Origin of the sequence: Agromyces sp. C10 (assembly GCF_023217995.1) — a bacterium.
GTDB classification, from domain to species: domain Bacteria; phylum Actinomycetota; class Actinomycetes; order Actinomycetales; family Microbacteriaceae; genus Agromyces; species Agromyces indicus.
On sequence record NZ_JALPSX010000009.1, the window covers coordinates 17,208 to 41,006 of the forward strand.

At 72.2% G+C, this 23,799-nt stretch carries 25 protein-coding genes; 21 read left to right on the top strand and 4 right to left on the bottom strand.

Going from position 1 to position 23,799, the window contains the following annotated elements:
* Positions 1–2: 2 nt before the first annotated feature.
* Positions 3–500: a GNAT family N-acetyltransferase gene (locus M1L56_RS11215; protein WP_248599286.1), complete on the bottom strand. Its 498-nt coding sequence runs from the start codon at positions 498–500 to the stop codon at positions 3–5.
* Between the two features lie 127 nt (positions 501–627).
* Between M1L56_RS11215 and M1L56_RS11220 the strand changes: the two genes are divergently transcribed.
* From M1L56_RS11220 to M1L56_RS11285, 14 genes are all read left to right on the top strand, one after another.
* On the top strand, positions 628–1,728 hold the full coding sequence (locus M1L56_RS11220) for a metal ABC transporter substrate-binding protein (protein WP_248599287.1): 1,101 nt from the start codon (positions 628–630) through the stop codon (positions 1,726–1,728).
* Between the two features lie 4 nt (positions 1,729–1,732).
* Positions 1,733–2,506, top strand: coding sequence for a metal ABC transporter ATP-binding protein (locus M1L56_RS11225; RefSeq protein WP_067945707.1), 774 nt, complete (start codon positions 1,733–1,735; stop codon positions 2,504–2,506).
* A gap of 37 nt (positions 2,507–2,543) precedes the next feature.
* Positions 2,544–3,443 (top strand): metal ABC transporter permease, encoded by a 900-nt coding sequence (locus tag M1L56_RS11230; RefSeq protein ID WP_248599288.1) that lies wholly within the window; start codon positions 2,544–2,546, stop codon positions 3,441–3,443.
* On the top strand, positions 3,443–4,285 hold the full coding sequence (locus tag M1L56_RS11235; protein ID WP_248599289.1) for a metal ABC transporter permease: 843 nt from the start codon (positions 3,443–3,445) through the stop codon (positions 4,283–4,285). The genes M1L56_RS11230 and M1L56_RS11235 overlap by 1 nt, the downstream gene beginning before the upstream one ends.
* Positions 4,282–4,680: a Fur family transcriptional regulator gene (locus M1L56_RS11240; RefSeq protein WP_067945714.1), complete on the top strand. Its 399-nt coding sequence runs from the start codon at positions 4,282–4,284 to the stop codon at positions 4,678–4,680. The genes M1L56_RS11235 and M1L56_RS11240 overlap by 4 nt, the downstream gene beginning before the upstream one ends.
* 362 nt (positions 4,681–5,042) lie before the next feature.
* Positions 5,043–6,497, top strand: a complete 1,455-nt coding sequence (locus M1L56_RS11245; protein ID WP_248599290.1) for a glycine betaine/L-proline ABC transporter ATP-binding protein — start codon at positions 5,043–5,045, stop codon at positions 6,495–6,497.
* Positions 6,494–7,483: a proline/glycine betaine ABC transporter permease gene (locus tag M1L56_RS11250; protein ID WP_248599291.1), complete on the top strand. Its 990-nt coding sequence runs from the start codon at positions 6,494–6,496 to the stop codon at positions 7,481–7,483. Before M1L56_RS11245 ends, M1L56_RS11250 begins: the two co-directional genes overlap by 4 nt.
* Before the next feature lie 40 nt (positions 7,484–7,523).
* Positions 7,524–8,417, top strand: a complete 894-nt coding sequence (locus M1L56_RS11255) for a glycine betaine ABC transporter substrate-binding protein (protein WP_248599292.1) — start codon at positions 7,524–7,526, stop codon at positions 8,415–8,417.
* A 176-nt stretch (positions 8,418–8,593) separates the two neighbouring features.
* The gene (gene rpmB, locus M1L56_RS11260; protein ID WP_067945718.1) at positions 8,594–8,830 is read left to right on the top strand and encodes a 50S ribosomal protein L28; all 237 of its coding nucleotides are present in this window, start codon (positions 8,594–8,596) and stop codon (positions 8,828–8,830) included.
* Complete coding sequence (gene rpmG, locus M1L56_RS11265; RefSeq protein ID WP_021760158.1) at positions 8,830–8,997, top strand: 50S ribosomal protein L33; 168 nt, start codon at positions 8,830–8,832, stop codon at positions 8,995–8,997. Before rpmB ends, rpmG begins: the two co-directional genes overlap by 1 nt.
* A gap of 3 nt (positions 8,998–9,000) precedes the next feature.
* Complete coding sequence (gene rpsN / locus M1L56_RS11270) at positions 9,001–9,306, top strand: 30S ribosomal protein S14 (RefSeq protein WP_067945720.1); 306 nt, start codon at positions 9,001–9,003, stop codon at positions 9,304–9,306.
* 294 nt (positions 9,307–9,600) lie between these two features.
* Positions 9,601–9,888 (top strand): HU family DNA-binding protein, encoded by a 288-nt coding sequence (locus tag M1L56_RS11275; RefSeq protein ID WP_067945722.1) that lies wholly within the window; start codon positions 9,601–9,603, stop codon positions 9,886–9,888.
* A 361-nt stretch (positions 9,889–10,249) separates the two neighbouring features.
* Positions 10,250–12,190 (top strand): cytochrome c oxidase assembly protein, encoded by a 1,941-nt coding sequence (locus M1L56_RS11280; RefSeq protein ID WP_282573519.1) that lies wholly within the window; start codon positions 10,250–10,252, stop codon positions 12,188–12,190.
* 3 nt (positions 12,191–12,193) lie between these two features.
* Entirely contained in the window at positions 12,194–12,739 is a 546-nt protein-coding gene (locus M1L56_RS11285; RefSeq protein ID WP_248599294.1) for a gluconokinase, read from the top strand.
* On the opposite strand, the gene M1L56_RS11290 is transcribed toward M1L56_RS11285, so the two are convergent.
* Entirely contained in the window at positions 12,732–13,784 is a 1,053-nt protein-coding gene (locus M1L56_RS11290) for a hypothetical protein (protein ID WP_248599295.1), read from the bottom strand. The two genes, M1L56_RS11285 and M1L56_RS11290, sit on opposite strands and share 8 nt — an antisense overlap.
* A 182-nt stretch (positions 13,785–13,966) precedes the next feature.
* Between M1L56_RS11290 and M1L56_RS11295 the strand changes: the two genes are divergently transcribed.
* Positions 13,967–15,283 (top strand): ATP-dependent RecD-like DNA helicase, encoded by a 1,317-nt coding sequence (locus M1L56_RS11295; RefSeq protein ID WP_067945727.1) that lies wholly within the window; start codon positions 13,967–13,969, stop codon positions 15,281–15,283.
* Positions 15,284–15,367: 84 nt separating this feature from the next.
* On the opposite strand, the gene M1L56_RS11300 is transcribed toward M1L56_RS11295, so the two are convergent.
* Positions 15,368–15,901 (bottom strand): hypothetical protein, encoded by a 534-nt coding sequence (locus M1L56_RS11300; protein ID WP_248599296.1) that lies wholly within the window; start codon positions 15,899–15,901, stop codon positions 15,368–15,370.
* A gap of 10 nt (positions 15,902–15,911) precedes the next feature.
* Complete coding sequence (locus tag M1L56_RS11305) at positions 15,912–16,319, bottom strand: DUF4383 domain-containing protein (RefSeq protein ID WP_248599297.1); 408 nt, start codon at positions 16,317–16,319, stop codon at positions 15,912–15,914.
* A 199-nt stretch (positions 16,320–16,518) separates the two neighbouring features.
* Between M1L56_RS11305 and M1L56_RS11310 the strand changes: the two genes are divergently transcribed.
* The 6 genes from M1L56_RS11310 to M1L56_RS11335 all read left to right on the top strand — a co-directional run bounded on the left by M1L56_RS11310 (position 16,519) and on the right by M1L56_RS11335 (position 23,794).
* Positions 16,519–17,850: a serine hydrolase domain-containing protein gene (locus tag M1L56_RS11310; protein WP_248599298.1), complete on the top strand. Its 1,332-nt coding sequence runs from the start codon at positions 16,519–16,521 to the stop codon at positions 17,848–17,850.
* 122 nt (positions 17,851–17,972) lie between these two features.
* The gene (locus M1L56_RS11315) at positions 17,973–18,812 is read left to right on the top strand and encodes a class II glutamine amidotransferase (protein ID WP_248599299.1); all 840 of its coding nucleotides are present in this window, start codon (positions 17,973–17,975) and stop codon (positions 18,810–18,812) included.
* Complete coding sequence (locus tag M1L56_RS11320) at positions 18,787–20,499, top strand: MFS transporter (RefSeq protein ID WP_248599300.1); 1,713 nt, start codon at positions 18,787–18,789, stop codon at positions 20,497–20,499. Before M1L56_RS11315 ends, M1L56_RS11320 begins: the two co-directional genes overlap by 26 nt.
* Positions 20,496–21,932, top strand: coding sequence for a DUF2252 domain-containing protein (locus M1L56_RS11325; RefSeq protein ID WP_248599301.1), 1,437 nt, complete (start codon positions 20,496–20,498; stop codon positions 21,930–21,932). The genes M1L56_RS11320 and M1L56_RS11325 overlap by 4 nt, the downstream gene beginning before the upstream one ends.
* A 90-nt stretch (positions 21,933–22,022) precedes the next feature.
* Positions 22,023–23,630: a sodium-dependent transporter gene (locus tag M1L56_RS11330; protein WP_248599302.1), complete on the top strand. Its 1,608-nt coding sequence runs from the start codon at positions 22,023–22,025 to the stop codon at positions 23,628–23,630.
* Complete coding sequence (locus tag M1L56_RS11335; protein WP_248599303.1) at positions 23,627–23,794, top strand: methionine/alanine import family NSS transporter small subunit; 168 nt, start codon at positions 23,627–23,629, stop codon at positions 23,792–23,794. The genes M1L56_RS11330 and M1L56_RS11335 overlap by 4 nt, the downstream gene beginning before the upstream one ends.
* Positions 23,795–23,799 lie beyond the last annotated feature (5 nt).

Below are 23,799 nucleotides of genomic sequence, written 5' to 3' on the forward strand. Positions count from 1 at the left end.
GGCTAGAGCCGCAGCTCGTACACCACCGAGTCGTCGCTGCGGGCGACCTCGGCGAGGCCGGCGTGCTCGAGCACCCGGCGGGCGGGCAGGTTGGCGATCTCGCACTCGGCGCGGACGATCGCCGCGCCGGTCGAACGGATGAGGGCGACCGCCTCGGCGACGACGTCGCGGGAGAGTCCCTCGCCGCGCACGGCAGGCACCAGGCCGAAGCCGAACTCGACCGCACCGCGGTCGTCCGGCGGCCCGAACAGGTTGACCCCGCCGATCGCGGCACCGTCCTCCGCTCCCCCGTCGGCGCGCCGCACGAGGTAGGGGCCGAACGGCGCGGGGTCGCCGTTGCGCTGCACGGCGCGCACGTACTCGGCGAGCAGCTCGGGCTCGTCGGTGAACGAGTAGCCGCCCTCCCAGCCGTCGAGCGGGTCGACATCGCCGGCGAGGAGGCGCTCGGCATCGGAGACGGTGAACGGGTGCAGGGTGATTCGGGCCGTGGCGATTTCCACGGCTGACACTCTGGCATGCACCGACGACCTTCGGGTAGGCCGTCCACAACCCGGCGTCATGATCGCGCATCCGGTCTCGGTGGCCTCTTGGTTGTGACAATCATTATCAATAAGCTATCCTCGAGGCATGCCCACCGCACCGAATCGTCGTGTCCGCCTGCTCGCGCCCGCCCTCGCCGCGGCATCCGTGACGCTGCTGGCCGGATGCGCCACCGGCGCCGGCGCGTCGAGCGACGGCACGCCGACCGTCGTCGCGACGACCACCCAGGTGGCCGACTTCGCGCGCGAGGTCGGGGGAGGGGCCGTCGAGGTCACGCCGCTGCTCGGTGCGGGCCAGAGCGCGCACTCCTTCGACCCGTCGGCCGCGCAGCTGCTCGCACTCGGCGAGGCGGACGCCCTCGTGGTCAACGGCGCCGGGCTCGAGAGCTGGCTCGATGACGCGATCGCGGCGTCGGGCTTCGACGGCACCCTGATCGACGCGAGCACCGGCATCGAGCTGGCCGCGACCGACGAGCACGCCGAGGACGACCACGCCGACGACGCCCATGCCGACGACGAGCACGCCGATGAGGCCCATGCCGAGGACGAGCACGCCGACGAGGCCCACGCCGACGACGAACACGCCGAGGACGACCACGGCCACGACCATGGCGAGGGCAACCCGCACATCTGGACCGACCCCGAGCTCGCCGCGACGATGGTCGAGAACATCGCCGATGGCCTCGCCGAGCTCGACGGCGTCGACGCCGACGTGGTGCGCGATGGCGAGGCGGAGTACCTCGACCGGCTCGAGGCGCTCGACGCCTGGATCGAGGAGAACGTCGAGCAGGTGCCCGTCGAGCAGCGGCTGCTCGTGACGAACCACGACGCCTTCACCTACTTCCTCGACGCGTACGACGTGACGTTCGTGGGCAGCGTCATCCCGAGCTTCGATGACAACGCCGAGCCGAGCGCGGCCGAGATCGACGCCCTCGTCGAGCGCATCCGCGAGACCGGAGTCCAGGCCGTGTTCTCCGAGGCGTCCATCTCGCCGAAGGCGGCGGAGACGATCGCGTCCGAGGCGGGAGTGACGGTCTACTCCGGCGACGACGCGCTCTACGGCGATTCGCTCGGCCAGCCGGGCAGCGAGGGCGAGACCTACCTGGGCAGCCAGATCCACAACGCGCGGCTGATCCTCGAGTCGTGGGGCGTCGAGCCTTCCGCGCTGCCCGACGTCCTGCGAGGATGACCGCATGAGCGAACCCGGTCCACCACCCGTGCTCTCCCTGACGGGCGCCGCCTTCCGGTACCCGGGAGGCGCCGGGGTGGCCGGTCTGCGGTTCAGCGTGCGGCCGGGCGAGGCCGTCGCCGTGATCGGCCCGAACGGGGCCGGCAAGTCCACGCTGCTGCGCGGCATCCTCGGTCTCGTGCCCCTCGTCGAGGGCGAGCTGCGCTTCGGCGACCGAACGGATGCCGCTGACGGCATGATCGGCTTCCTTCCCCAGTCCGCCGAGGTCGATCCCGACTTCCCGATCAGCCTCGCGCAGGTGGTCATGCAGGGCCGGTACCGGCGCCTCGGACTGCTGCGCTGGCCCGGACGACACGACCGGGAGGTCGTCCGAAGCGTGCTCGAGACGGTCGGCCTCGCCGAGCTGGCGAACCGCCGGTTCGGCGAGCTGTCGGGCGGTCAGCGGCAGCGCGGCCTGCTCGCCCGGGCGCTCGCCTCCGAGCCGCGACTGCTCCTGCTCGACGAACCGTTCAACGGGCTCGACCAGCCCAACCGCGAGGCGCTCATCGACACGCTCACGACGCTCAAGGCCGGGGGAGTGGCCGTGATCGTCTCGACGCACGACCTCGAACTGGCGCGCACCGTCTGCGACACCGCGCTCCTCGTCAACGGCGAGCAGGTGGGCTGCGGACGGGTCGACGAGGTGCTCACCCTCGAGAACGTGCAGCAGTGCTTCGACGGCGTGGAGGTCGAGATCGACGAGCACACGCTCGTCGTCCCCGGGCACGAGGGGCATTGATGCCGGTTCGGGAATGCACGCGGGGGAGTGGTCCGCGGTGACCGTCGGCGATGCGCTCTTCGGGGCCTTCGCGCTGCCTTTCATGGGGCGGGCGCTCCTCGTGCTGCTCGTGCTCGCGGTCGTGGCGGGCGTGGTCGGCGTGCTCGTCAACCTGCGCGGCCTCGAGTTCGTCAGCGACGGGCTCACGCACGCGGTCTTCCCCGGCCTCGCGATCGGTCTCGCCGTCGCCGGAACGGCCGGCCTGGTCCCGGGCGCGGCGATCGCCGCACTGGCCGGCGCGATCGCCCTCACGATGCTCATGCGGGCCGGCATCGCCTCGGATGCCGCGGTCGCCGTGGTCCTCACGGCGACCTTCAGCGTCGGCGTCATCGTGGTGTCGCGCGGCAGCGACTACGCCTCGGCGCTCGAGGAGCTGCTCTTCGGCCGGGTGCTGACGATCGCGCCCGCCGACGTGCTCCCGCTCATCGTGGTGTCGCTCACCGCCGCGGCGATGGTCGGCGTGACGCTCAAGCAGCAGCTGTTCCGCGCGTTCGACCCGGCGGCGAGCCGCGCGGCCGGCGACCGCGGCCTGGCGCTCGACCTCGTCCTGAACGCCGCGATCGCGCTGGTCGTCGTCGCGGGCGCGAGCACCGTCGGCGCCCTGCTCGTGCTCGCCCTGCTCATCGTGCCGGGCGCGGCGGCCCGGCTCGTCACGCGCCGGCTGTGGTGGCTGTTCCCGGCCGCCGCGGCCGTCGGTGCGGTGAGCGCCTGGCTCGGCCTGGCGGCCGGTTTCGCCATCTCGGTCGGCGCGGGCGTCGACCTCCCCGCGGGGAGCACCGTGGTCGCCGTCTTCGTCGCGGTGTACGCCGTCGTCCTCGCGCTGCGCCTGCTGGCCGATCGGGCGTCGCGGCCGAGGGCCGCCCGCAACCGGGTGGCGTGGGCCGCGGGGGAGCGGTGATGGGGTACTTCGAACGCGCCATGCTCGCCGCCGTCGTCATCGGCGCCGGCGCCGGATTCGTCGGCGCCCTGGTGGTGCTGCGCCGTCGCACGTTCTTCGCCCAGGCGCTCACCCACGCGACCTACCCGGGTGCGGTGCTCGCCGCCGCGCTCGGCGTGAGCGTCCCGTTGGGTGCGGCCGTGGCATCCGTCGCCATCGTCGGGGTCATGACCGCGATCGCGCGCGTGCGGCACCAGGGCGCACAGGTCGCCGCGGGCATCGTGCTCACCGGCGGGTTCGCGCTCGGCGCCCTGCTGCAGTCGATCATCCCGGGGCTGCCGGTGCAGCCCGAGTCGCTGCTCGTCGGGTCGATCCTCACGGTGAGCGACGCCGACATCGTCCTGGCGACGGTCGTGCTCGTGGCATCCGTCGCGGTCGTCGCCGCCTTCGGGACACGGATCGTGTTCTCGACCTTCGACCCGGCCGGATACCGGGCCGCGGGCTTTCGCGAGTGGCCCGTCGAGCTGCTCGTGCTCGGGCTCACCGCGGCATCCGTGGTCAGTTCGCTGCCCGCCGTCGGCGCCATCCTCGCCATCGCGCTGCTCGCCGCGCCCGCCGCGGCCGCGCGGCTCGTCATGCCCACCTTCCGGGGCGTGCTCGTCGTCGCCCCGGTGATCGGCGCCGCGTCGGGCGTGATCGGCGTGCTGGTCTCGCGCTACGCCGCGGTCGCCGCCGGACCGTCGATCGTGCTCGCCGCCACCGCGTTCCTGCTCATCGCGTTGGGCGGCTCCAAGCTTCGGCGACTACCCTCGAGGCGGGCTCCCATCCCCGTGGAGACCGCGGAGGACGCACGGATCGCATGAAACGCAACACCTGGCAGCGCGAAGCGGTGCGCGAGGCACTCGACGCCACCGACGGGTTCATCAGCGCGCAGTCGCTGCACTCGGCCCTGCACGCGAGCGGATCGCCCATCGGCCTCGCGACCGTGTACCGCGCGCTCGGCGACCTCACCGCCAGCGGCGACGCCGACTGCCTGCAGTCGCCCGAGGGCGAAGCGATCTACCGCGCCTGCAGCACGGGCCACCACCATCACCTGATCTGCCGCAACTGCGGGCTCACCGTCGAGATCGCCGCCGACGAGGTCGAGGCCTGGGCCCACCGCGTCGCCGGCGAGCACGGGTTCACACGGGCCGCGCACGTCGTCGACGTGTTCGGGCTCTGCGCGGAGTGCTCGCGCGCGCTCGACGCCGACCGCTGACGCCGCCGCGACCACGAAATCCCTGATCAGAGCCCCAGCGCGCCCGCTCGGTTTGGGGTGCGGGTCGAAACGTGGATACGGTTGACGACGGTCCAGGACGGACCATGACGCCCAGTCCGCGCCCCTGATCCACCGGCTCACGCCGACGGGATCGGGGTCGTACGGTTCCGCGTGTGGCATCCGATCCCGATGACCGGATGCGCTGGATCGCGGCGCTCGCCCCGGCACCCTGCACCCCCTCGCCGGAGCTCGAAGCCCGCCTCCCGGATCGCACGGAACCCGGCCGTGACCATGAGCACGCTCCTGCGCCGGCCTCGCATCCGGTCGCCTCGGCGTGAGCGTGCAACGGAGTGCCTGCCCCCATGCTCGAACCCCGCACCGTCGAACACCCCGCCGCCCCCGCGGCATCCGTCGCCCCAGCGGCGACCGCCCCCTCGGCGACCGCCGACCCGGCGCCCACCCCTGCGCCGCAGTCCCACCTCGCGCCCGCCCTCGAGGTGCGCGGCCTCACGCGCTTATTCGGCCGCCGGCCCGCCGAGGCCCTCACCCGCCTGCGGGCCGGCGCGACGCGAGCCGAGCTCGCCGACCTCGGCACGGCCGCGGTCGTCGACGCCGACTTCGACGTGCGGCGCGGCGAGATCTTCGTCGTCATGGGCCTGTCGGGCTCCGGCAAGTCCACCCTCATCCGCATGCTCAACGGCCTGCTCGAGCCGACCGCCGGCTCGGTCACGGTCATGGGGGAGCCGATCACCGGCGTCGCCCCCAAGAAGCTGCGGGCCGTGCGGCGCGACCACGTGTCGATGGTGTTCCAGCACTTCGCGCTGCTCCCGCACCGGACCGTGCTCGACAACGCCGCCTACGGCCTCGAGATCCAGGGCGTGGATGCCGCGGAGCGCCGTGAGCGCGCCGAGCGCGTGCTCGAGCGCGTCGGCCTCGCCGGCTGGGGCGACAAGCTCCCCTCCGAGCTCTCCGGCGGGATGCAGCAGCGCGTCGGCCTGGCACGGGCGCTCGCGGCCGACACCGACATCCTGCTCATGGACGAGGCGTTCTCGGCGCTCGACCCGCTCATCCGCCGCGAGATGCAGGAGCAGCTCGTCGAGCTGCAGCAGGAGCTCGGCAAGACGATCGTCTTCATCACCCACGACCTCAACGAGGCCATGTTCCTCGGCGACCGGATCGCGGTCATGCGCGACGGCCGCATCGTGCAGCTCGGCACGGCCGAGGAGATCCTCACCGACCCCGCCGACGACTACGTCGCGCAGTTCGTGCAGGACGTCGACCGGGCGCGCGTACTCACCGCGGGCAGCGTCATGGAGGCGCCCCGCGCCGTCGTCTCGTCCACCGCCGGTCCTCGCGCCGCGCTCCGCGTCATGCGCGACCTGCAGACCTCGACGGTCTTCGTGGTGGCCCCGGGCCGCCGGCTGCTCGGCATCGCCCAGGACCGCGACGTGCTCCGGCTCGTGCAGCGCGGCGAGAAGCGGCTCGACGAGGCGGTGCGCGACCTCGCGACCGTCGGCGTCGACGAGCAGCTCGCCGACCTGCTCGGCAGCTCGGTCGAGCAGGAGATCCCGCTCGCCGTCGTCGACGACCGGGGGCGCCTCGTCGGCGTCGTGCCGCGCGTGACGCTGCTCGCCGCGCTCGGCAACGTGCCGTCGACGACCGACGAGCTCGCCGCGGTGCCGCCCGCGACGGTGCCGATCGCGGTCATCACCGCGACGCTGCAGCGTACGGAGCCCGTCGAGCCCGATCCCGCACCCGGCCTGGAGGCCGCGATCGCCGCCCCGGATGCCACCGCGATGGAGGGGAGCCGCGCATGAACGAGTTCCGCCTGCCCCTGGGCGACGGCGCCGAGGCCGTCATCGACGTCCTGACCGACGCCCTCGCCGGCTTCTTCGCGGTCGTCCGCGCCGTGTTCGCCGGGTTCTACGACCTGGTCGACCTCGTGCTGTCCACGCCGCCGTTCTGGGCGGTGATCATCGCCGTGGCGGCGCTCGCCTGGTTCGCCAAGGGCTGGAAGCTCGCGGTCGGCACGGTGCTCGGCTTCCTCGTGATCGTCGGCGTCGACCAGTGGGACAACGCCATGGACACGCTCGCGCTGGTGCTCGTCTCGAGCGCGATCGCCGTGGCGATCTCGATCCCGCTCGGCGTGCTCGCCGCACGCAACGACGTCGCCTCGCGCGTCATCCGACCCGTGCTCGACTTCATGCAGACGATGCCGGCGTTCGTGTACCTCATCCCGGCGCTGATCCTGTTCCGGGTCGGCGTCGTGCCCGGCATCGTCGCGACGATCGTGTTCGCGATGGCGCCCGGCGTGCGCCTCACCGAGCTCGGCATCCGCGGCGTCGACCGCGAGGTCGTCGAGGCGGGCCACGCGTTCGGCTCGTCGCCGTGGCGCATCCTCCGCCAGATCCAGCTCCCGCTCGCGATGCCGTCGATCATGGCCGGCATCAACCAGGTCATCATGCTCTCGCTCTCGATGGTCGTCATCGCGGGCATGGTCGGTGCGGGCGGCCTCGGCGGCGACGTCGTGCAGTCGCTCACGCGCATCGACGTTGGCCTCGGCTTCGAGGCGGGCCTGTCGGTCGTGATCCTCGCGATCGTGCTCGACCGCATCACGGGCGGCCTCGGCGGGCGGGCTCGTCCCCGCACCGGTTCGCGAGCCCGGCGTTCGAAGCCCGCGACCACGGATGCCGCGTCCGAGCCCGCCGCGGCTGCGCCCGCCCCGTCCGAGCCGGCGACGACGGATGCCGCGTCCGAGCCCGCGACGGCTGCGCCCGAGCCCGCCGCGCCCGCCCGCGCCTGACCCCGAGACCCCGAAAGCCCGACGAAAGGAACCCCCACCCATGCCGCAGCGCCTCACGCGCACCATGCTCGCCCTCGGCGCCACCGCCGCCCTCACCCTGACCGGCTGCTCGGCCGCCAGCCCGGCCGAGACGCTCGAGAACGGCGACGAGAAGGACGTCACGATCGCCGTGTTCAACGGCTGGGACGAGGGCATCGCCGCGAGCGAGCTCTGGAAGGCCGTGCTCGAGGAGCAGGGCTACGACGTCGAGCTCGAGTACGCCGACCCCGCCCCCGTCTACCAGGGCCTCAGCGACGACGACTACGACGTCACGCTCGACACCTGGCTGCCCATCACCCACGCCGACTACATCGAGCAGTACGGCGACGACCTCGTCGACCTGGGGGCCTGGAACGAGGACGCGAAGCTCACGATCGCGGTCAACGAGGACGCCCCCGTCGACACGCTCGAGGAGCTCGCCGCGAACGCCGACGCGTTCGACAACCGCCTCGTGGGGATCGAGCCCGGCTCCGGCCTGAACCGCGTCACCTCCGACGAGGTCATCCCGACGTACGGCCTCGACGACATGGACTACCTCACCTCGTCGACCCCCGCGATGCTCGCCGAGCTCACGGCGGCCACCGGCGCGGGCGAGAACATCGCCGTGACCCTCTGGCGCCCGCACTGGGCCTACGACGCGTTCCCGCTGAAGGACCTCGAGGACCCGCAGGGCGCGCTCGGCGACGCCGAGGGCATCCACTCGTTCGGCGGCAAGAGCTTCGAGGAGACCCACCCGACGCTCGCCGGGTGGCTGAAGGACTTCCAGATGGACAGCGACCTGCTCTACTCGCTCGAGAACGCCATGTTCAACGAGAACGACTCCGACGACTACGGCCCCGTCGTCGACCAGTGGATCGACGAGAACCGGGAATGGGTCGACTCGCTGACCTCCTGAGCCCCCGTTTCGGCCGGTCAGGGCCGATCTGGTAAGCTCGACGTTTGGCTGGGCGCTTCCACCGCCCAGACCGTGGATGAATCCCCCTGTATCTACCGCGCGAGCGGAGGGGCTCGTCTGCAGACAAGTGACCTTGGGAGGGGCCGTCCGGCCCCTCGGTATTGGAGGAAAGACCAATGGCAGCAGTGTGCCAGGTGACCGGAGCCGTCCCCGGCTTCGGACACAACATCTCGCACTCGCACCGCCGGACGAAGCGCCGCTTCGACCCGAACGTGCAGAAGAAGACGTACTACGTGCCCTCGCTTCGTCGCAACGTCACCCTGAACGTGTCCGCCAAGGGCATCAAGGTGATCGACGCCCGTGGCATCGAGGCGGTCGTCCGTGACATCCAGGCTCGTGGGGTGAAGCTCTAATGGCGAAGCAGCAGGACATCCGTCCGATCATCAAGCTCCGTTCGACGGCCGGCACCGGGTACACGTACGTGACCCGCAAGAACCGTCGCAACAACCCCGACCGCCTCGTGCTCAAGAAGTACGACCCCGTGGTGCGCAAGCACGTCGACTTCCGAGAGGAGCGCTAGGACATGGCCAAGAAGAGCAAGATCGCGCGCAACGAGCAGCGCAAGGCGGTCGTCGACCGCTACGCGGCGAAGCGCGCCGAGCTGAAGAAGACGCTCGTCGACCCGAACGCCACCGAGGAGGCCCGCGAGGCCGCCCGCATCGGCCTGCAGAAGCTGCCCCGCAACGCTTCGCCGGTCCGTGTGCGCTCGCGTGACGCCATCGACGGTCGCCCCCGCGGCAACCTCTCGAAGTTCGGCATCTCGCGCGTCCGCTTCCGCGACATGGCGCACCGCGGCGAGCTGCCCGGCATCACCAAGTCGAGCTGGTAAGCCCGAGCGGCATCCGCTTCCGAGAGGGGCGTCCCGGATCATCCGGGGCGCCCCTCTCGTCGTCTGCGCTCGCCCGCCGACGGGTCGCCGTGCCCCTCGTCGAGTACGCACCGCTTCGGCGACATCCGTCAACCCCCGCCCGAACCACCCGCGAAACCCCGGAAATCCGCGTGTTTCCGCGGGACTCTGCTACATTCGAGGCGGCCTGAACGGCCACGGGGGCGATCGAAGGTCGACTCCGCGTATCCACACGACAGCTGTAGACACACAGCGAAGGTCCGAGGAGGACATTCAATGGCTGACAAGTCGCTCAACAAGTCCGAGCTCGTTGCCAAGATCGCTGCGGCGACGAACCAGAGCCAGAGCACCGTCGACTCCGTGCTGAACGGGTTCTTCGACGCGCTGGCCGACTCGGTCGGCTCGGGCACCAAGGTCTCCATCCCGGGCTGGCTCGCCGTCGAGCGCACCCACCGTGCCGCGCGCACCGGCCGCAACCCGCAGACCGGCGAGACCATCCAGATCGCCGCCGGCAACTCGGTCAAGGTCACCGCGGGCTCGAAGCTCAAGGCCGCCGCGAAGTAACTCGCGCGCGTCCGACGACGCACTCCGAGACTCCCGAAGGGGCGCCCGGTTCCATCCGGTGCGCCCCTTCGGCGTACCCGCGGCGGCGGCGTCGCGCCGCACCGCCGCCGTCGCCGCCGAGTGCGCGGAACCGCGACGAGCGCGCGCTGCAGGCGCCGCGCACTCGTCGCGCATCCGCGCACTCGGCGCCCTCGCGCGTCCGGCGCCGCCGAGGCGGCGGCACCGGGTGCGAGCGGATGCCGCGGCGCGGGCGGAGCGCCCGGCGAGGCGCTTCCCAGCCCGCGAGACGTAGGCTCGTACGGTGACCCGTTCCGTCCGCGTGCTCGGCCCCGCCGCCCTCGTCGCCGTCGCGCTCGCCGCGATGATCGCCGGGCTGGCGTTCGGCGGGGGAGCGGACCCGTACCCGATCCAGGACCCCGGCCCGGTGGCGCGCTGGGGCGTCCCCACGGCGAAGCTGTTCGTGAACCTCGGCGCCGCCGGCATGATCGGCGCGCTGGTCCTCGCGGTGTGGGCGCTGAGCCCGAAGCAGCGCGAGTTCGACCTCGCGCTCGACGTGGCCGCGGCATCCGCTGCCGTGCTCACCGTCGCGAGCGCCGCGACCGGCGTGCTCACCTTCCTGCTCGTGACCGGCGCGCCGTTCGAGCTGAGCGACCGGTTCGGCGCGCAGCTCGGCCAGTTCGCCACCTCGATCGAGCTGGGGCGGGCGTGGCTCACGACGACCCTCGTCGCGGCGGCCGTCACGGTGCTCTGCTTCGCCGTGCGCAACCACACGGCGCTGGTGTTCGTGACCGCGCTCGCGGTGGTGGCGCTCGTGCCGATGGCCCAGCAGGGACACGCGGCGGGCACCGCGGGCCACTCCGAGGCGGTCACCGCGCTCGGCCTGCACCTCGTGTTCGTCGCCGCCTGGCTCGGCGGGCTGCTCACGCTCGTGGTGCTGAAGTCGCGGCTCACGGGCGACCGCCTGCCGATCGTGCTCGCCCGGTACTCGACCGTCGCGCTGGTCTGCTTCATCGTCGTCGCGGTCTCCGGGTATGCGAGCGCCGCGCTGCGCATCGGCACGTGGGACCAGCTGATGAGCGACTACGGCCTCCTCGTCATCGGCAAGGTCGCGGCACTCGTCGCCCTGGGCCTCTTCGGCGCGGCGCAGCGGCGCGTGATGATCGGGCGGATGCTGCGACCGGGCTCGGCGCAGGTGGCCCGCCCCGAGGCATCCGTCAACCGCACCTTCTGGCTGCTCGTCGTCGTCGAGCTCGCGTTCATGGGCGTCGCGTCGGGCGTCGCGGCCGCGCTCGCGCGCACCGCCACCCCGGTCGCCGAGGAGACGTCGGGCGGCCTCGCGCGGACGCCCGCCGAGCTGCTGACCGGCGAGCCCCTGCCGCCGCCGCCGGACGCCATCCGCTACCTCACCGAGTGGAGCCCCGACCTGCTCTGGCTGCTCGCGTGCGGCTTCGGCATCTTCTTCTACGTCGCCGGCGTGCTCCGCCTGCGCCGCCGCGGCGACGCCTGGCCCGTGTACCGCACGGTGCTGTGGGTCGCGGGCATGCTGCTGCTGGCCTGGGTGACGAGCGGCGGCGTGAGCGCGTACGAGGAGTACCTGTTCTCGGCGCACATGCTCGCGCACATGATCCTCACCATGGCGGTGCCCGTGCTGCTCGTCCCGGGCGCGCCCGTGACGCTCGCGGCCCGCGCCATCCGGCCGCGCAAGGACGGCAGCCGCGGCGGTCGCGAGTGGATCCTGCTCGCGGTGCACTCGAAGTTCGCGGGCATCATCGCCAACCCGATCGTCGCGGCCGTGCTCTTCGCGGGGTCGCTGTGGGTGTTCTACTACTCGCCGCTGTTCCGGTGGACCATGGAGGACCACATCGGCCACACCTGGATGGTGGCGCACTTCCTCATCACCGGCTACCTCTTCGTGCAGTCGCTCATCGGCATCGATCCGGTGCCGTACCGCCTGCCGTACCCGTTCCGGCTCGTGCTGCTGCTCGGCACGATGGCGTTCCACGCGTTCTTCGGCCTGTCGATCATGATGAGCTCGGGCCTGCTGCTCGCCGACTGGTACGGCGCGATGGGCTGGGGCACCGACGCGCTCGCCGACCAGCAGCTCGGCGGCGGCATCGCCTGGTCGATCGGCGAGATCCCCACCGTGGCGCTCGCGATCACGGTCGCCATCCAGTGGGCGCGCAGCGACGCCAAGGAGACCAGGCGCCGCGACCGCCACGCCGAACGCACCAACGAGGCCGAGCTCGAGTCGTACAACGCGCAGCTGGCCGCGCTCGCCGTACGCGACGGCAAGGGCGAGTGACGGATGCCGCCGGCTGAGGGTCCCGCGACCGAGCCGGTCCGCCGCATCGTCGTCATGGGCGTCGCGGGCGCGGGCAAGACGAGCGTGGGCGTCGCGCTCGCCGATCGGCTGGGACTCGACTTCGTCGACGCCGACCACCTGCACCCGCCGGCGAACGTCGAGCGGATGCGCGCGGGCCGGGCCCTGACCGATGCGGAGCGGATGCCGTGGCTCGACCTCGTCGGTGCCGCGCTCGCCGATGCGCGCGCGCCGGGCATCGTGGTCGCGTGCTCGTCGTTGCGCCGCGCCCATCGCGATCGGTTGCGGGCCGCGGCGCCCGACACGGCGTTCGTCGCGCTCGAGGGAGACGAGGCGCTGCTCCGCGAGCGCATCGGCGGGCGGGTCGGGCACTTCATGCCCGCGACCCTGCTCGCGTCGCAACTCGACGCGTACGAGGCGCCGGATGCCGACGAGCGGGCGGTGCGCGTGGGCGTGACCGGCGGGGTGGACGAGATCGCCGCGACCGCGGCATCCGCCCTCGAGCGACTGGCCGGCCCCGGCGCTACTTGAGCTGGATCGCGATGGAGCCGTCGGAGCGGACGCGGGCCTCGAGCGCGAGCATGAAGCCCTCGTCCTGCTCGAAGTTGTAGAAGGTGCCGTCGAACAGCGACTGCGCCTCGAACGCGACCCGGGCGACGCCGGGCGTGGGCGGCATCTCGAACGCGGCCTCGCCGGGCACGAGCGTCACCGCGGGCGATTCGACGATGGTCCAGACCGGTTCGGTCACCACGCGGTCGTCGACGTCGACGCCGAACGGGCAGCCGGCCGGCTTGAGCACGGGCTGGGTCGCGCACTGGTCGATCAGGTACTCGTCGACCTTCGCCTGCACGCGCTCGACGAACTCGTCGGTGGGGAGCGCGTCGACCCGCACCTCGGCGGGCGTGCCGGGCGTGGTGGCGAGCGGGGTCGGGACGGCCTCGAGCAGCGTCGACTCGTACCCGAACTCGTAGACGGCGGGCGCGACGGCGAGGTACGGCGCCTGGTGCGTGAACGCCAGCAGCTCGTCGCCGGTCTTGTTGGCGCGCGTGTCGAGCGTGAGCGAGCCCACGGTGAACATGGGGCTGTGCGCCGCCGTGACCTGCACGACGGTGAGCGGGCTCGTGGCGAACTCCCACCGGTTGAGCACGCCGTAGAGCGGTTCGATCGGCTTCACCTCGAACGTCGTCTCGACGATCGACGACTCGAGCCGGTAGCTCACGGTGACCGTGCGCGCGCCCTGGTCGCCGGAGGGCTCGTCGCCGAGCACCCGCACGTCCTCCGGACCGGACCGCAGCACGCCCGAGCGCAGCATGGCCGTCGACACGTCCTCCGGCAGGCCGGCGCCCGCGAGGTCGGCGGGATCGAGCCGGACGCCGGGGGTGGCGGCGGCGCTCACGATGTCGTCGCGCGCGATCGCGTCGAGGTAGCGCTGCACGAACGCCGACGCGCCGTAGAGGCTCTGGTTGAGGCCGCCGAGGGCGGCGAGCATGGCGCCGCCGAGCAGCACCGCGAGGCCCGCCCACCCGGCGATCGCCGCCGGTGACAGGCGCCCACCGCGTCTGCCCGAGCTCCCCACCCGGCAAGTCTAAACAGGGTCGGCCGGGCGCCCGGGTTGTCCACAGCGCAACGCGCCCGTGAACGGATGCCGCGGCGGCGGGCGCCGCGCCCGATGCGCCGGTCTACAGTGAAGACGCCGACCCGCCGCGGTGGCGCCCGCGGCGCGGCATCCGTCACCCCACCCGCCCCGGAGGACCACCCGTGCAGCCTGTGACCCTGACCGCCGAGCAGCAGGCGGTGTTCCGGGCGATCGAGCACACGCGCGAGCACGTGTTCGTCACCGGTCGCGCGGGCACGGGCAAGTCGACGCTGCTGAACCACCTGAACTGGAACACGTCGAAGCAGATCGTGATCTGCGCGCCGACGGGGGTCGCGGCGCTGAACGTCGGCGGCCAGACGATCCACTCGCTGTTCCGGCTGCCGATCGGCGTCGTCGCCGACACCGAGATCGACCAGAACGACACGGTCCGCAAGATCCTGAACGCGATGGACACGCTCGTGATCGACGAGGTGTCGATGGTGAACGCCGACCTCATGGACGCGATGGACCGCTCGCTGCGCCAGGCCCGGCAGCGGCCGCACGAGCCGTTCGGCGGCGTGCAGGTCGTGCTGTTCGGCGACCCGTACCAGCTCGCGCCCGTGCCCGGCTCGGGCGACGAGCGGCGCTACTTCGCCGACACGTACCGCTCGATGTGGTTCTTCGACGCGAAGGTGTGGCAGGAGGCCGACCTGCGCATCTTCGAGCTGGGCGAGATCCACCGGCAGCACGACGACGCCTTCAAGCACATGCTCAACGCGGTGCGGCACGGCATGGTGACGGCCGAGATCGCCGGCGTGCTGAACGACACGGGCGCGCGGCGTCCGCTGCCCGAGCAGGGCGCCATCACGCTCGCGACCACGAACGAGACGGTGAACCGCATCAACCGCACGGCGCTGCACCGGCTGCCCGGGCACTCCCTCGCCAACGAGGCCGACGTGAACGGGGAGTTCGGCGGCCGCGGCTACCCGGCCGACGAGAAGCTCGAGCTGAAGGTGGGCGCGCAGGTGATGTTCCTGCGCAACGACACCGGCGGCTGGGGCGAGGCGCCGCGGTGGGTGAACGGCACCATCGGCACGGTCACGTCGCTCGACCGCGAGGTGCGCGTCGAGGTCGACGGCGAGGAGCACGAGGTCGAGCCGGCGACCTGGGAGAAGTACCGCTACACGTGGGATCCGGTGGCGAAGAAGCTCGAGCGCGAGATCGTCGCCGAGTTCACGCAGTTCCCGCTGCGGCTCGCCTGGGCGGTGACGATCCACAAGTCGCAGGGCGCGAGCTACGACACCGCCATCGTCGACCTGGGGTCGCGCGTCTTCAGCCCGGGGCAGACGTATGTGGCGCTGTCGCGGCTGACCTCGCTCGAGGGGCTGTACCTGGCCCGCCCGCTCGTGCCGCGCGACATCATCGTCGACCGCGACGTGGAGCGCTTCATGTCGGGCGCGGCGCGCGACCTGGGCACGGCCGACGAGCTGCCCGCCTGAGCCGCGGCTCGACGCGGGCGGGCTGACACGAAGGAGCGGCCGGGGGCGTCATCGCCACGCACCCCCGGCCGCCGTCGGAGCGGGTCAGTGTCGGTGACCCGGGTCGTGGGCGCCGTGCTCTCCGTGGGGCACGGCGAGTTCGCCGGCTTCGGTGGCCGCGAGCGCGGGCGTGGCGAGGGCTGACACGAGCGCGGCGCCGACCGCGAGCCCGATGAGCCCGAGCCGGGGGTGCGCCTCGGCCGAGGCCCGGGCGTCCGCGGCGGCCGTCCGCCGGTCGCGGCGGCGTCGCAGGTCGAGTGCGACCGAGAGCGCGACGGTGGCGATGAAGACGGATGCCGCGGCGAGCGGCCCGCCGGGGATGCCGGTCGTCGCGCCCGCGGCGACCGCGCCGCCGGCGGCGAGCAGCGCGCCGACGCACGCGCCGAGCACGGACTGCGGGGCCAGGGCGCGCCCGGCGCGCAGCGACAGGACGCCCCAGCCGAGCGCGGCGATGCCGAGTCCGGCCAGGGCGACCTGCGTCGCACCCCCGGCACCGGCCGCCAGCGCCGCGAGCACGAGGCCCGCGCCGAGGGCGCCGAGCATCGGCCAGCTGCGCGTGATCACGGCCAGTGCGGTCATGGCGGGCTCCCTAGGCCGTCGCCACGCGTGCGGAGCGGTCGGCTCCGAGACCGACGCCGAGCAGCACGATCGCGCTGGCGAGGTGGAGGAAGTGGTCGGCGGTGTTGAGGGCGAGGATGTTGGCCGCCGTGCCGGCGATGAAGAAGCCGACGATGCCGAGCAGCAGGTACGCGGCGCCGACCGTGGTGTTCGTCGCCTTCGCGGCGGCGACGTTGGAGAGCCCCGCGATGAGCAGCGCGGCGCCGATGGCGAGGTGCGCGATGTTGTGGAGCGGGTTCACCGCGAAGATGCCGAGCAGCAGGCCGCCCTCGGTCGCGATGAAGTCGACGCCGCCCGTGACGCTGAAGCCGAGCAGTCCGACGAGGACGTAGACCGCACCGAACACGGTCGCGGCGATGCGGTTGGGTGAGTTCTTCATGGCGATGCCTCCTTGTCGTCGCGCGGCGTTCGCCGTGCTGGTCGTGGTTCGGCGTGCCCGCGCAGACGGATTGGCGGCCGGTTCGGGGGACACCGTGCGGCGGCCGGGCGCCCCCGGCGTGGCCGAACCGTGACGTGCCGATCAGGGCGACGCCGGTCGAGCGGGTTACAATCGCTGCGGACACACGGCGGGGGGCTCGGTGGCTTCAGGAGCAGGTCGCGTTCGGCGGAGGATCGCCGCAGCGGTCGCGTCCGCCTGCGCCGTCCTCCTGCTCGCGGGCTGCACGACGCCCTCGCAGGCCATCACCGAGTACGACCAGGTCGATGCGGAATTCGCTCCCGAGGTCGTCGAGCGCCTCGATGCCACCCTCGAGGAGGCCGTGCGCCTGAGCGGGTCGAGCGGCGCGGTCGCGGGCGTGTGGGCTCCCTGGGCCGGCGCGTGGACCACCGGGGTCGGCACGGTCGACTTCGGCGAGGGCGCACCCGAGGTCACGCCCGACACCCGGTTCCAGCTCGCCACCGCGACCGGGGCGATCACGTGCGCGCTCATGCTCCGCCTCGTCGACGCCGGCGTCGTCGCGCTCGACGACCAGGTCGGCACGATGGTGCGCGGCGTGCCCGGTCTCGGGGGGATCACGCTCGAGCACCTGTGCCGCCACCAGTCGGGCATCGCCGACTACTATCCCTCGCTCAGCCGGTTCTTCGTCGGCAACCCGCAGCGCGTGTGGCCGGCGACCGAGCTCGTCGCGAGCGGCATGGCCGCGAGTCGCCGGTTCGACCCGGGCACCGGGTGGGCCGAGTCGCGGACGGGCGTCATGCTGCTGGCCACCGCGCTCGAGCAGCACACCGGCCGCACCTGGGCAGATCTCGTCGACCAGTACGTCTTCGAGCCGCTGGACCTCGACGAGACGAGCATCCCGCCGGCTCAGGCCACCGACCACACCGGGGCGCTGGGCGGCTACGCCGCGGGCGTGCTGCCCGACGGCAACCGGGACTGCGAGGTCGTGATGGACGTCTCGGACCGCTCGAGCTCGATCGGCGGCACGGCGGCCGGCGCCTACTCGACGCTCGACGAGGCGAAGCGGTTCAGCGAGGCGTTCGCGAACGGCACCCTCTTCAGCGAGAACACGGCGCGCAAGGTCTGGACGACGACGCCCTTCGGCGGTGACGCGCCGGCGTGGCAGTCCCAGGGCATCGGCGCCCAGCAGTACGGCCCGATGCGCGGCCTCGCGGGCGTCACCACGGGCGCCCTGACGGCCGTCTTCACGGAACCCGAGACGGGTCTCACGGTCGTGGTCGCCCTGAACAACTCCTCGTCGGGCGGCACGCTCGCGCGCGAGGCCGCGTTCGCGCTGGCATCCATCGCCTCGAAGGCGACGGCGTCGGGCGAGGAGACCCCGCCGCTCATCGAGCTCCCGTGGTCGTACGAGCAGGCGGTCGAGCGGATGACGGCGGCCGCCGTGTGCCCGCTGCCGGCCGAGGTCGAGGCGACCGAGGAGACCCCGGCCGAGGAGCCCGCCACCGACGGGTGACCCGTCCGGCCTCCCGCTCGCCTCGTGGAGGTGGGGACTTTCGGCCCGTCCGAGCGCCCGGCCACGCACGAGACTGACCGGCAGCGACGCCCGTGCGGAGGTCGCGGTCAGGAGGGACGCCCATGTGCCGGTGGCTGGCCTACTCGGGGGAGCCGCTCCGGACGTCCGCGGTGCTCCTCGACGCGACCCATTCCCTCGTGGCCCAGTCGTTGGACTCCCCGCTCGGCGCCGAGACCGTGAACGGCGATGGCTTCGGGATCGGCTGGTATCCGCCCGGTGCGGTCGCCGGCAGCATCCCCGCGGTGTTCCACAGCACGGAGCCCGCGTGGAACGACGAGAACGTGCGCGAGCTCGCGCGCGCGATCGAGAGCCCGCTGTTCTTCAGCCACGTGCGCGCCGCCGCGGGTCCGCCCATCCAGCGCACGAACTGCCATCCGTTCCGCTGGGAGAACTGGCTGTTCATGCACAATGGGTTCCTCGGCGAGTTCGCGAAGGTCAAGCGGGACCTGACGTTCGCGATCGACCCGTCGCTGTACCCCCACGTCGCGGGCACCACCGACTCGGAGGTCCTCTTCCACCTGGCGCTGACGTTCGGCCTCGCCGACGACCCGGTGAAGGGGCTCACCGCAGCGGTCGACCACGTCGAGCGCGTGGGGCGCGAGCACGGCATCCTCTTCCCCATGCAGGGCACCGTGGCGGTGTCGGACGGCGCCACCATCTGGGCGCTCCGCTACTCGTCGCAGGGCCGGTCGCGGTCCCTGTTCCACTCGGCCGACATCCCGACGATCCGTGAGATGTACCCGGACGCGGAGCGGCTCTCGCAGTTCGGCGATCACGCGCACGTCGTCGTGTCGGAACCGCTGAACGACCTCCCGGGAGTATTCCTCGAGGTACCCGAGTCGACCATCGCCGTCCTCGACCGAGAGGGATACCACCATGAGCCCTTCCGATCCGCCGCCTGACGCGGCATCCGCCCCACGGGCACCGGCACCCGACACGACGACGGATGCCGCGAAGACCTCGTGGACGGTCGTCATCGCCCTCTCGGCGGCGCAGTTCGTCATGGTGCTCGACAGCACGGTCATGAACGTGTCGATCTCGCAGGTGGTGAGCGACCTCGACACGACGGTCTCGGCGATGCAGGCCGCGATCACCTTCTACACGCTCACCATGGCGGCGCTCATGCTCGTCGGCGCGAAGCTCGGCGACGTCTGGGGTCGGCTGCGCGCGTTCGTGATCGGCTCGATCGTCTACGCGCTCGGCTCGCTCACGACGGCCCTCAGCCCGAACATCGTGGTGCTGTTCCTCGGCTGGTCGGTGGTCGAGGGGATGGGCGCGGTGCTCGTCATCCCCGCCATCGCGGCGCTCATCGCCGACAACTACTCCGGTCGCGCCCGGGTCACGGCGTACGCCATGATCGGGGCGGCATCCGGTGCCGCGGTCGCCGCGGGCCCGCTCATCGGCGGGTACCTGACGACATACGCGTCGTGGCGGTACGTCTTCATCGGCGAGGTGGTCGTCATGGCGGTCGTCGTGCTCTTCGCCCGGCGCATCATCGATCGGCACGAGCCCGTTCGCATGCGGATCGACCTGATGAGCATCGTGCTGTCGTCGGCGGGGCTCGTGCTCATCGTGCTCGGCCTCCTGCAGAGCAAGACCTGGGGCTGGATCCTGCCGCTCGACTCGCCCGAGATCAACGGCTTCCCGATCGCCCCGTTCGGCATCTCCCTGACGACGTGGTTCGTGCTCGCCGGCGGCGTGCTCATCGCGTGGTTCTTCCGGCGCCAGCGCCGGCTCGTCGAGGCGGGCCGTCCGCCGCTGCTCGACGTGACCCTGCTGTCGATCCCGCGGCTTCGGAGCGGGCTCGGTGCGCTCGGCGCCCAGTACGCCGTCACCGCGGGCCTGTTCTTCATGATCCCCGTGTACCTGCAGATGACGCTCGGACTCGACGCGCTCGAGACGGGCCTGCGGATCTTCCCGCTGTCGATCTCGCTGATCCTGTTCTCGTTCGCCGGCACGCGGCTCTCGAACGTGTGGTCGCCGCGCACCATCGTCCGGATCGGGCAGCTCGTGCTCGCGGCATCCGCCGTGGTGCTGCTCGCCTCGGTCGACGTCGAGCTCAAGGTGCCCGCGTTCGGGATCGGCATGTTCACGGCGGGTGCGGCCCTCGGGCTGCTCGCCTCCCAGCTCGGCAACGTCAACATGTCGAGCGTCGGCGTCGAGAAGTCGAGCGAGGTGGGCGGCATGCAGGGCGTCTTCCAGAACCTCGGCTCCTCGCTCGGCACCGCGCTCATCGGCTCCATCCTGATCGGCGCGCTGGCGACCGCGTTCGCCGGGGGCGTCGCCTCGAGCGCGCTTCCCGACGACGTCAAGCAGGAGGTCGCGACGGCCACCGCGGGCGGTGTCGAGCTCGTGCCGGCGTCGTCGGTGCAGCAGATCGCCGAGGACGCGGGGCTCTCGGAGGACGACGCGGAGGCGCTGACCCAGACGTACGGCGAGTCGCAGGTGCAGGCGCTCCGCGTCGCGTTCGTGGGACTGATCGCGATCGCGCTCGCCGCGCTGCTGTTCTCGAGGAACATCCCGAGCGAACGACCCGTACGACCGTCGTCGCGGGCGCGCGCGACCGAGGTGACGGAGGAATCACGATGACCGAGGCGGATGTCGCATTCGATCCGGCACCCCGCGACGACTTCGCCGCGCGCGCCGAGGCGGGACGGTCGGCGCGGCGACGCGCGCCGAGATCGTCGCACGCCGGCTGGACGCCGCCCACCGACCGGCCGGACCCGGTCGCCCTCCTCGAGGAGCAGGCGGTCACGCGCGTGCCCGAGCTGGTCCCCATCCGCTACGCCCGCATGGCCGTCTCGCCGTTCACGTTCTACCGCGGTGCCGCGCTGATCATGGCGTCGGACCTCGCCGGAACCCCCGCATCCGGGCTGACCGCGCAGATCTGCGGCGACGCGCACCTGTCGAACTTCGGCGTGTTCGCCACGCCCGAGCGGGACCTGATCTTCGACATCAACGACTTCGACGAGACCCTGCCCGGCCCTTGGGAGTGGGACGTCAAGCGGCTCGCGGCGAGCTTCGAGATCGCCGGTCGCCACCGCGGCTACTCGGCGGTCGAGCGCCGTCGCGTCGTCCTCGAGGCGGTCGCCGGGTATCGCGAGCGGATGCGACGGGCGGCCAGTTCGGGTGTGCTCGCCGCCTGGTACGATCGGCTCGACGCCGACCGCATGGTGCAGGGGATCCGCGAGGAGCGCGAGGCGAACCGGGTCGGCAGCAAGCAGGTCAAGCGGACGCAGGCCGCCCTCGCGAAGGCGCGGACGCGGGACAGCGTGCGCGTGTTCACCAAGCTCGTGGAGGTCGACGACGGCCGCATGCGGATCCGGTCGGAACCGCCGCTCATCGTCGCGATCGAGGACCTCGGCCTCGAGCCCGGCACGGGCGAGGCCGTCGAGGACTGGATGCGGCAGATGCTCGCCGAGTATCGGTCGACGCTGCCCCTCGAGCGGCACCCGATCGAGGAGTTCCGCTACGTCCACCTGGCGCGCAAGGTCGTCGGGGTCGGCAGCGTCGGCACGCGCGCGTGGATCGTCCTGCTCCGCGGGCGCGACGACCAGGACCCGCTCATCCTGCAGGCGAAGCAGGCCGAGGCGTCGGTGCTCGAACGCTTCCTGCCCCCCAGCCGCTACGACCACCACGGCGAACGCGTCGTACGCGGCCAACGACTCATGCAGGCGGCGAGCGACCTGTTCCTCGGCTGGCAGCGCATCGTCGCGCCCGACGGCGTCGAGCGCGACTTCTACCTGCGCCAGCTCAACGACTGGAAGGGCTCCGCCGACGTCGAGGTGATGCTGCCCCGTGGCGCCGAGCTCTACGCCCGTGCCTGCGGCGAGACCCTGGCGCGGGCGCACGCGCGTGCCGGGGACCGCGTCGCGATCGCCGCCTACCTCGGCGGGTCCGACCGGTTCGACCGCGCCATCGCGGAGTTCGCGATCGACTACGCCGACCAGAACGAGCGCGACTACGCGACCTTCCGCGAGGCCCTGGCGTCCGGTCGCCTCGTCGCCGCCGACCTCGTCTGACGCCGCCGCCGCGTCGGTGAACGGATGCTGCGGCATCCGCCCCGCCCTTGGTACGGTGCAGGCAGCCAGTCGCGAGCCTCGGGAGGTGCGATGTCACAAGCGGGCGTCGAGCAGCATGGACAGCATCGGCAACCTCGGGAGCAGTGGACCGGCCAGGTGGGGTTCATCCTGGCGGCCATCGGCTCGGCGGTCGGCCTCGGCAACATCTGGCGGTTCCCCGGCGTGGCGTACGAGAACGGCGGCGGCGCGTTCGTCATCCCGTACCTCGTGGCGCTCATCACGGCGGGCATCCCGATCCTCTTCCTCGACTACGCGATCGGGCACCGCTTCCGGGGATCCGCACCGACCGCGTTCCGGCGCCTGGGCGGCCCGCGCGGGCGCTCGCTCGAGGCGCTGGGATGGTTCCAGGTCGCCATCTGCTTCGTGATCTCGCTGTACTACACGGTCGTGATCGCGTGGGCGCTCAGCTACTTCGTCTTCTCGTTCGACCTCCGCTGGGGCGACGATCCCGCGGGCTTCCTCGTCGGGGACTACCTGCAGGCGAGCGACCCGGGTTTCAGCCTGTCGTTCGTGCCGAGCGTGCTCATCCCGCTCGTCCTCATCTGGGTCGCCGTGATCGTGGTGCTCGCGCTCGGCGTCGCCCGCGGCGTCCAGCGCGTCAACGTGATCTTCCTGCCCCTGCTCGTGGTGGCGTTCGCGGCGCTGGTCGTGCGCGCGCTGTTCCTCGACGGCGCCGCCGAGGGCCTGAACGCCCTGTTCACGCCCGACTTCGCCGCGCTCGCCGACCCGAACGTGTGGATCGCCGCGTACAGCCAGATCTTCTTCTCGCTCTCGATCGCGTTCGGCATCATGATCACCTACGCGTCGTACCGTCGCCGTCGGTCGAACCTCACCACGCCGGGCCTCGTCGTGGCGTTCGCGAACTCGTCGTTCGAGATCCTCGCGGGCATCGGCGTCTTCGCGACGCTGGGCTTCTTCGCGTTCCAGCAGGGCGTCGCGGTCGGCGAGCTCGAGGGCCTCACGGGTGTGGGGCTGTCGTTCATCACCTTCCCGGCGATCGTCTCGCAGATGCCGGGCGGGCCCATCTTCGGCATCCTCTTCTTCGGGTCGCTCGCGATGGCCGGGTTCACGTCGCTGCTGTCGGTGCTGCAGGTCGTGTCCGCGGGCTTCCAGGAGAAGTTCGGGCTGACGCCGCGGCAGGCGGCCGTGCGGGTGGGCGTGGTCGCCGCGGTGCTGTCGATCCTGCTCTTCTCGACCACCACGGGACTGCTCGCGCTCGACACCGTCGACAACTGGGCGAACAACATCGGCATCGTCCTGTCCGCGATCCTCGCGAGCGTCTTCGCGTTCTGGGTGCTGCGGAAGGGCCCGGAGCTGCGCTACCACCTGAACAGCGTGTCGACCTTCCGCGTGGGCGGCATCTGGACCGTGCTCGCGGGCATCCTCGCCCCGGTGATCCTCGGGTACATGCTCATCTCGCGCATCGTCTCGCTCATCGTCGACGGCTACGCCGACTACCCGCAGTGGTACCTGCTCGCGCTCGGCTGGGGCGCCATCGCGGTGATCGTGCTGGGCGCGGTGCTCCTCACCGTGCTGCGATGGCGTCAGGACCCCGACGACTTCCGGGCGTGGCCGCCGCTGCCCGACCACACGCCGCCGCACCATGCGGCCGCGCCGGCGAAGGGAGGCCGTCGATGACCGGCATCGCGATCTTCTTCCTCGTACTCGCCATCGTGCTCGTCTGGGGCGGGTTCACCGTGAGCGTGCTCTACCTCAGCCGCCGGCCCGACCGGCACGACTTCCCCCCGGGAGGCGAGGACGACCACCGCGAGGACATCGCGCCGGTCGAGCGCGACACGTAACGTGT

Coding starts and splice junctions, on each gene's coding strand:
- M1L56_RS11220 (WP_248599287.1), top strand. CDS start 628: ATGCCCACCGCACCGAATCGTCGTGTCCGCCTGCTCGCGCCCGCCCTC.
- M1L56_RS11225 (WP_067945707.1), top strand. CDS start 1,733: ATGAGCGAACCCGGTCCACCACCCGTGCTCTCCCTGACGGGCGCCGCC.
- M1L56_RS11235 (WP_248599289.1), top strand. CDS start 3,443: ATGGGGTACTTCGAACGCGCCATGCTCGCCGCCGTCGTCATCGGCGCC.
- M1L56_RS11240 (WP_067945714.1), top strand. CDS start 4,282: ATGAAACGCAACACCTGGCAGCGCGAAGCGGTGCGCGAGGCACTCGAC.
- M1L56_RS11245 (WP_248599290.1), top strand. CDS start 5,043: ATGCTCGAACCCCGCACCGTCGAACACCCCGCCGCCCCCGCGGCATCC.
- M1L56_RS11250 (WP_248599291.1), top strand. CDS start 6,494: ATGAACGAGTTCCGCCTGCCCCTGGGCGACGGCGCCGAGGCCGTCATC.
- M1L56_RS11255 (WP_248599292.1), top strand. CDS start 7,524: ATGCCGCAGCGCCTCACGCGCACCATGCTCGCCCTCGGCGCCACCGCC.
- rpmB (WP_067945718.1), top strand. CDS start 8,594: ATGGCAGCAGTGTGCCAGGTGACCGGAGCCGTCCCCGGCTTCGGACAC.
- rpmG (WP_021760158.1), top strand. CDS start 8,830: ATGGCGAAGCAGCAGGACATCCGTCCGATCATCAAGCTCCGTTCGACG.
- rpsN (WP_067945720.1), top strand. CDS start 9,001: ATGGCCAAGAAGAGCAAGATCGCGCGCAACGAGCAGCGCAAGGCGGTC.
- M1L56_RS11275 (WP_067945722.1), top strand. CDS start 9,601: ATGGCTGACAAGTCGCTCAACAAGTCCGAGCTCGTTGCCAAGATCGCT.
- M1L56_RS11280 (WP_282573519.1), top strand. CDS start 10,250: ATGATCGCCGGGCTGGCGTTCGGCGGGGGAGCGGACCCGTACCCGATC.
- M1L56_RS11285 (WP_248599294.1), top strand. CDS start 12,194: ATGCCGCCGGCTGAGGGTCCCGCGACCGAGCCGGTCCGCCGCATCGTC.
- M1L56_RS11300 (WP_248599296.1), bottom strand. CDS start 15,901: ATGACCGCACTGGCCGTGATCACGCGCAGCTGGCCGATGCTCGGCGCC.
- M1L56_RS11305 (WP_248599297.1), bottom strand. CDS start 16,319: ATGAAGAACTCACCCAACCGCATCGCCGCGACCGTGTTCGGTGCGGTC.
- M1L56_RS11315 (WP_248599299.1), top strand. CDS start 17,973: ATGTGCCGGTGGCTGGCCTACTCGGGGGAGCCGCTCCGGACGTCCGCG.
- M1L56_RS11320 (WP_248599300.1), top strand. CDS start 18,787: ATGAGCCCTTCCGATCCGCCGCCTGACGCGGCATCCGCCCCACGGGCA.
- M1L56_RS11325 (WP_248599301.1), top strand. CDS start 20,496: ATGACCGAGGCGGATGTCGCATTCGATCCGGCACCCCGCGACGACTTC.
- M1L56_RS11330 (WP_248599302.1), top strand. CDS start 22,023: ATGTCACAAGCGGGCGTCGAGCAGCATGGACAGCATCGGCAACCTCGG.
- M1L56_RS11335 (WP_248599303.1), top strand. CDS start 23,627: ATGACCGGCATCGCGATCTTCTTCCTCGTACTCGCCATCGTGCTCGTC.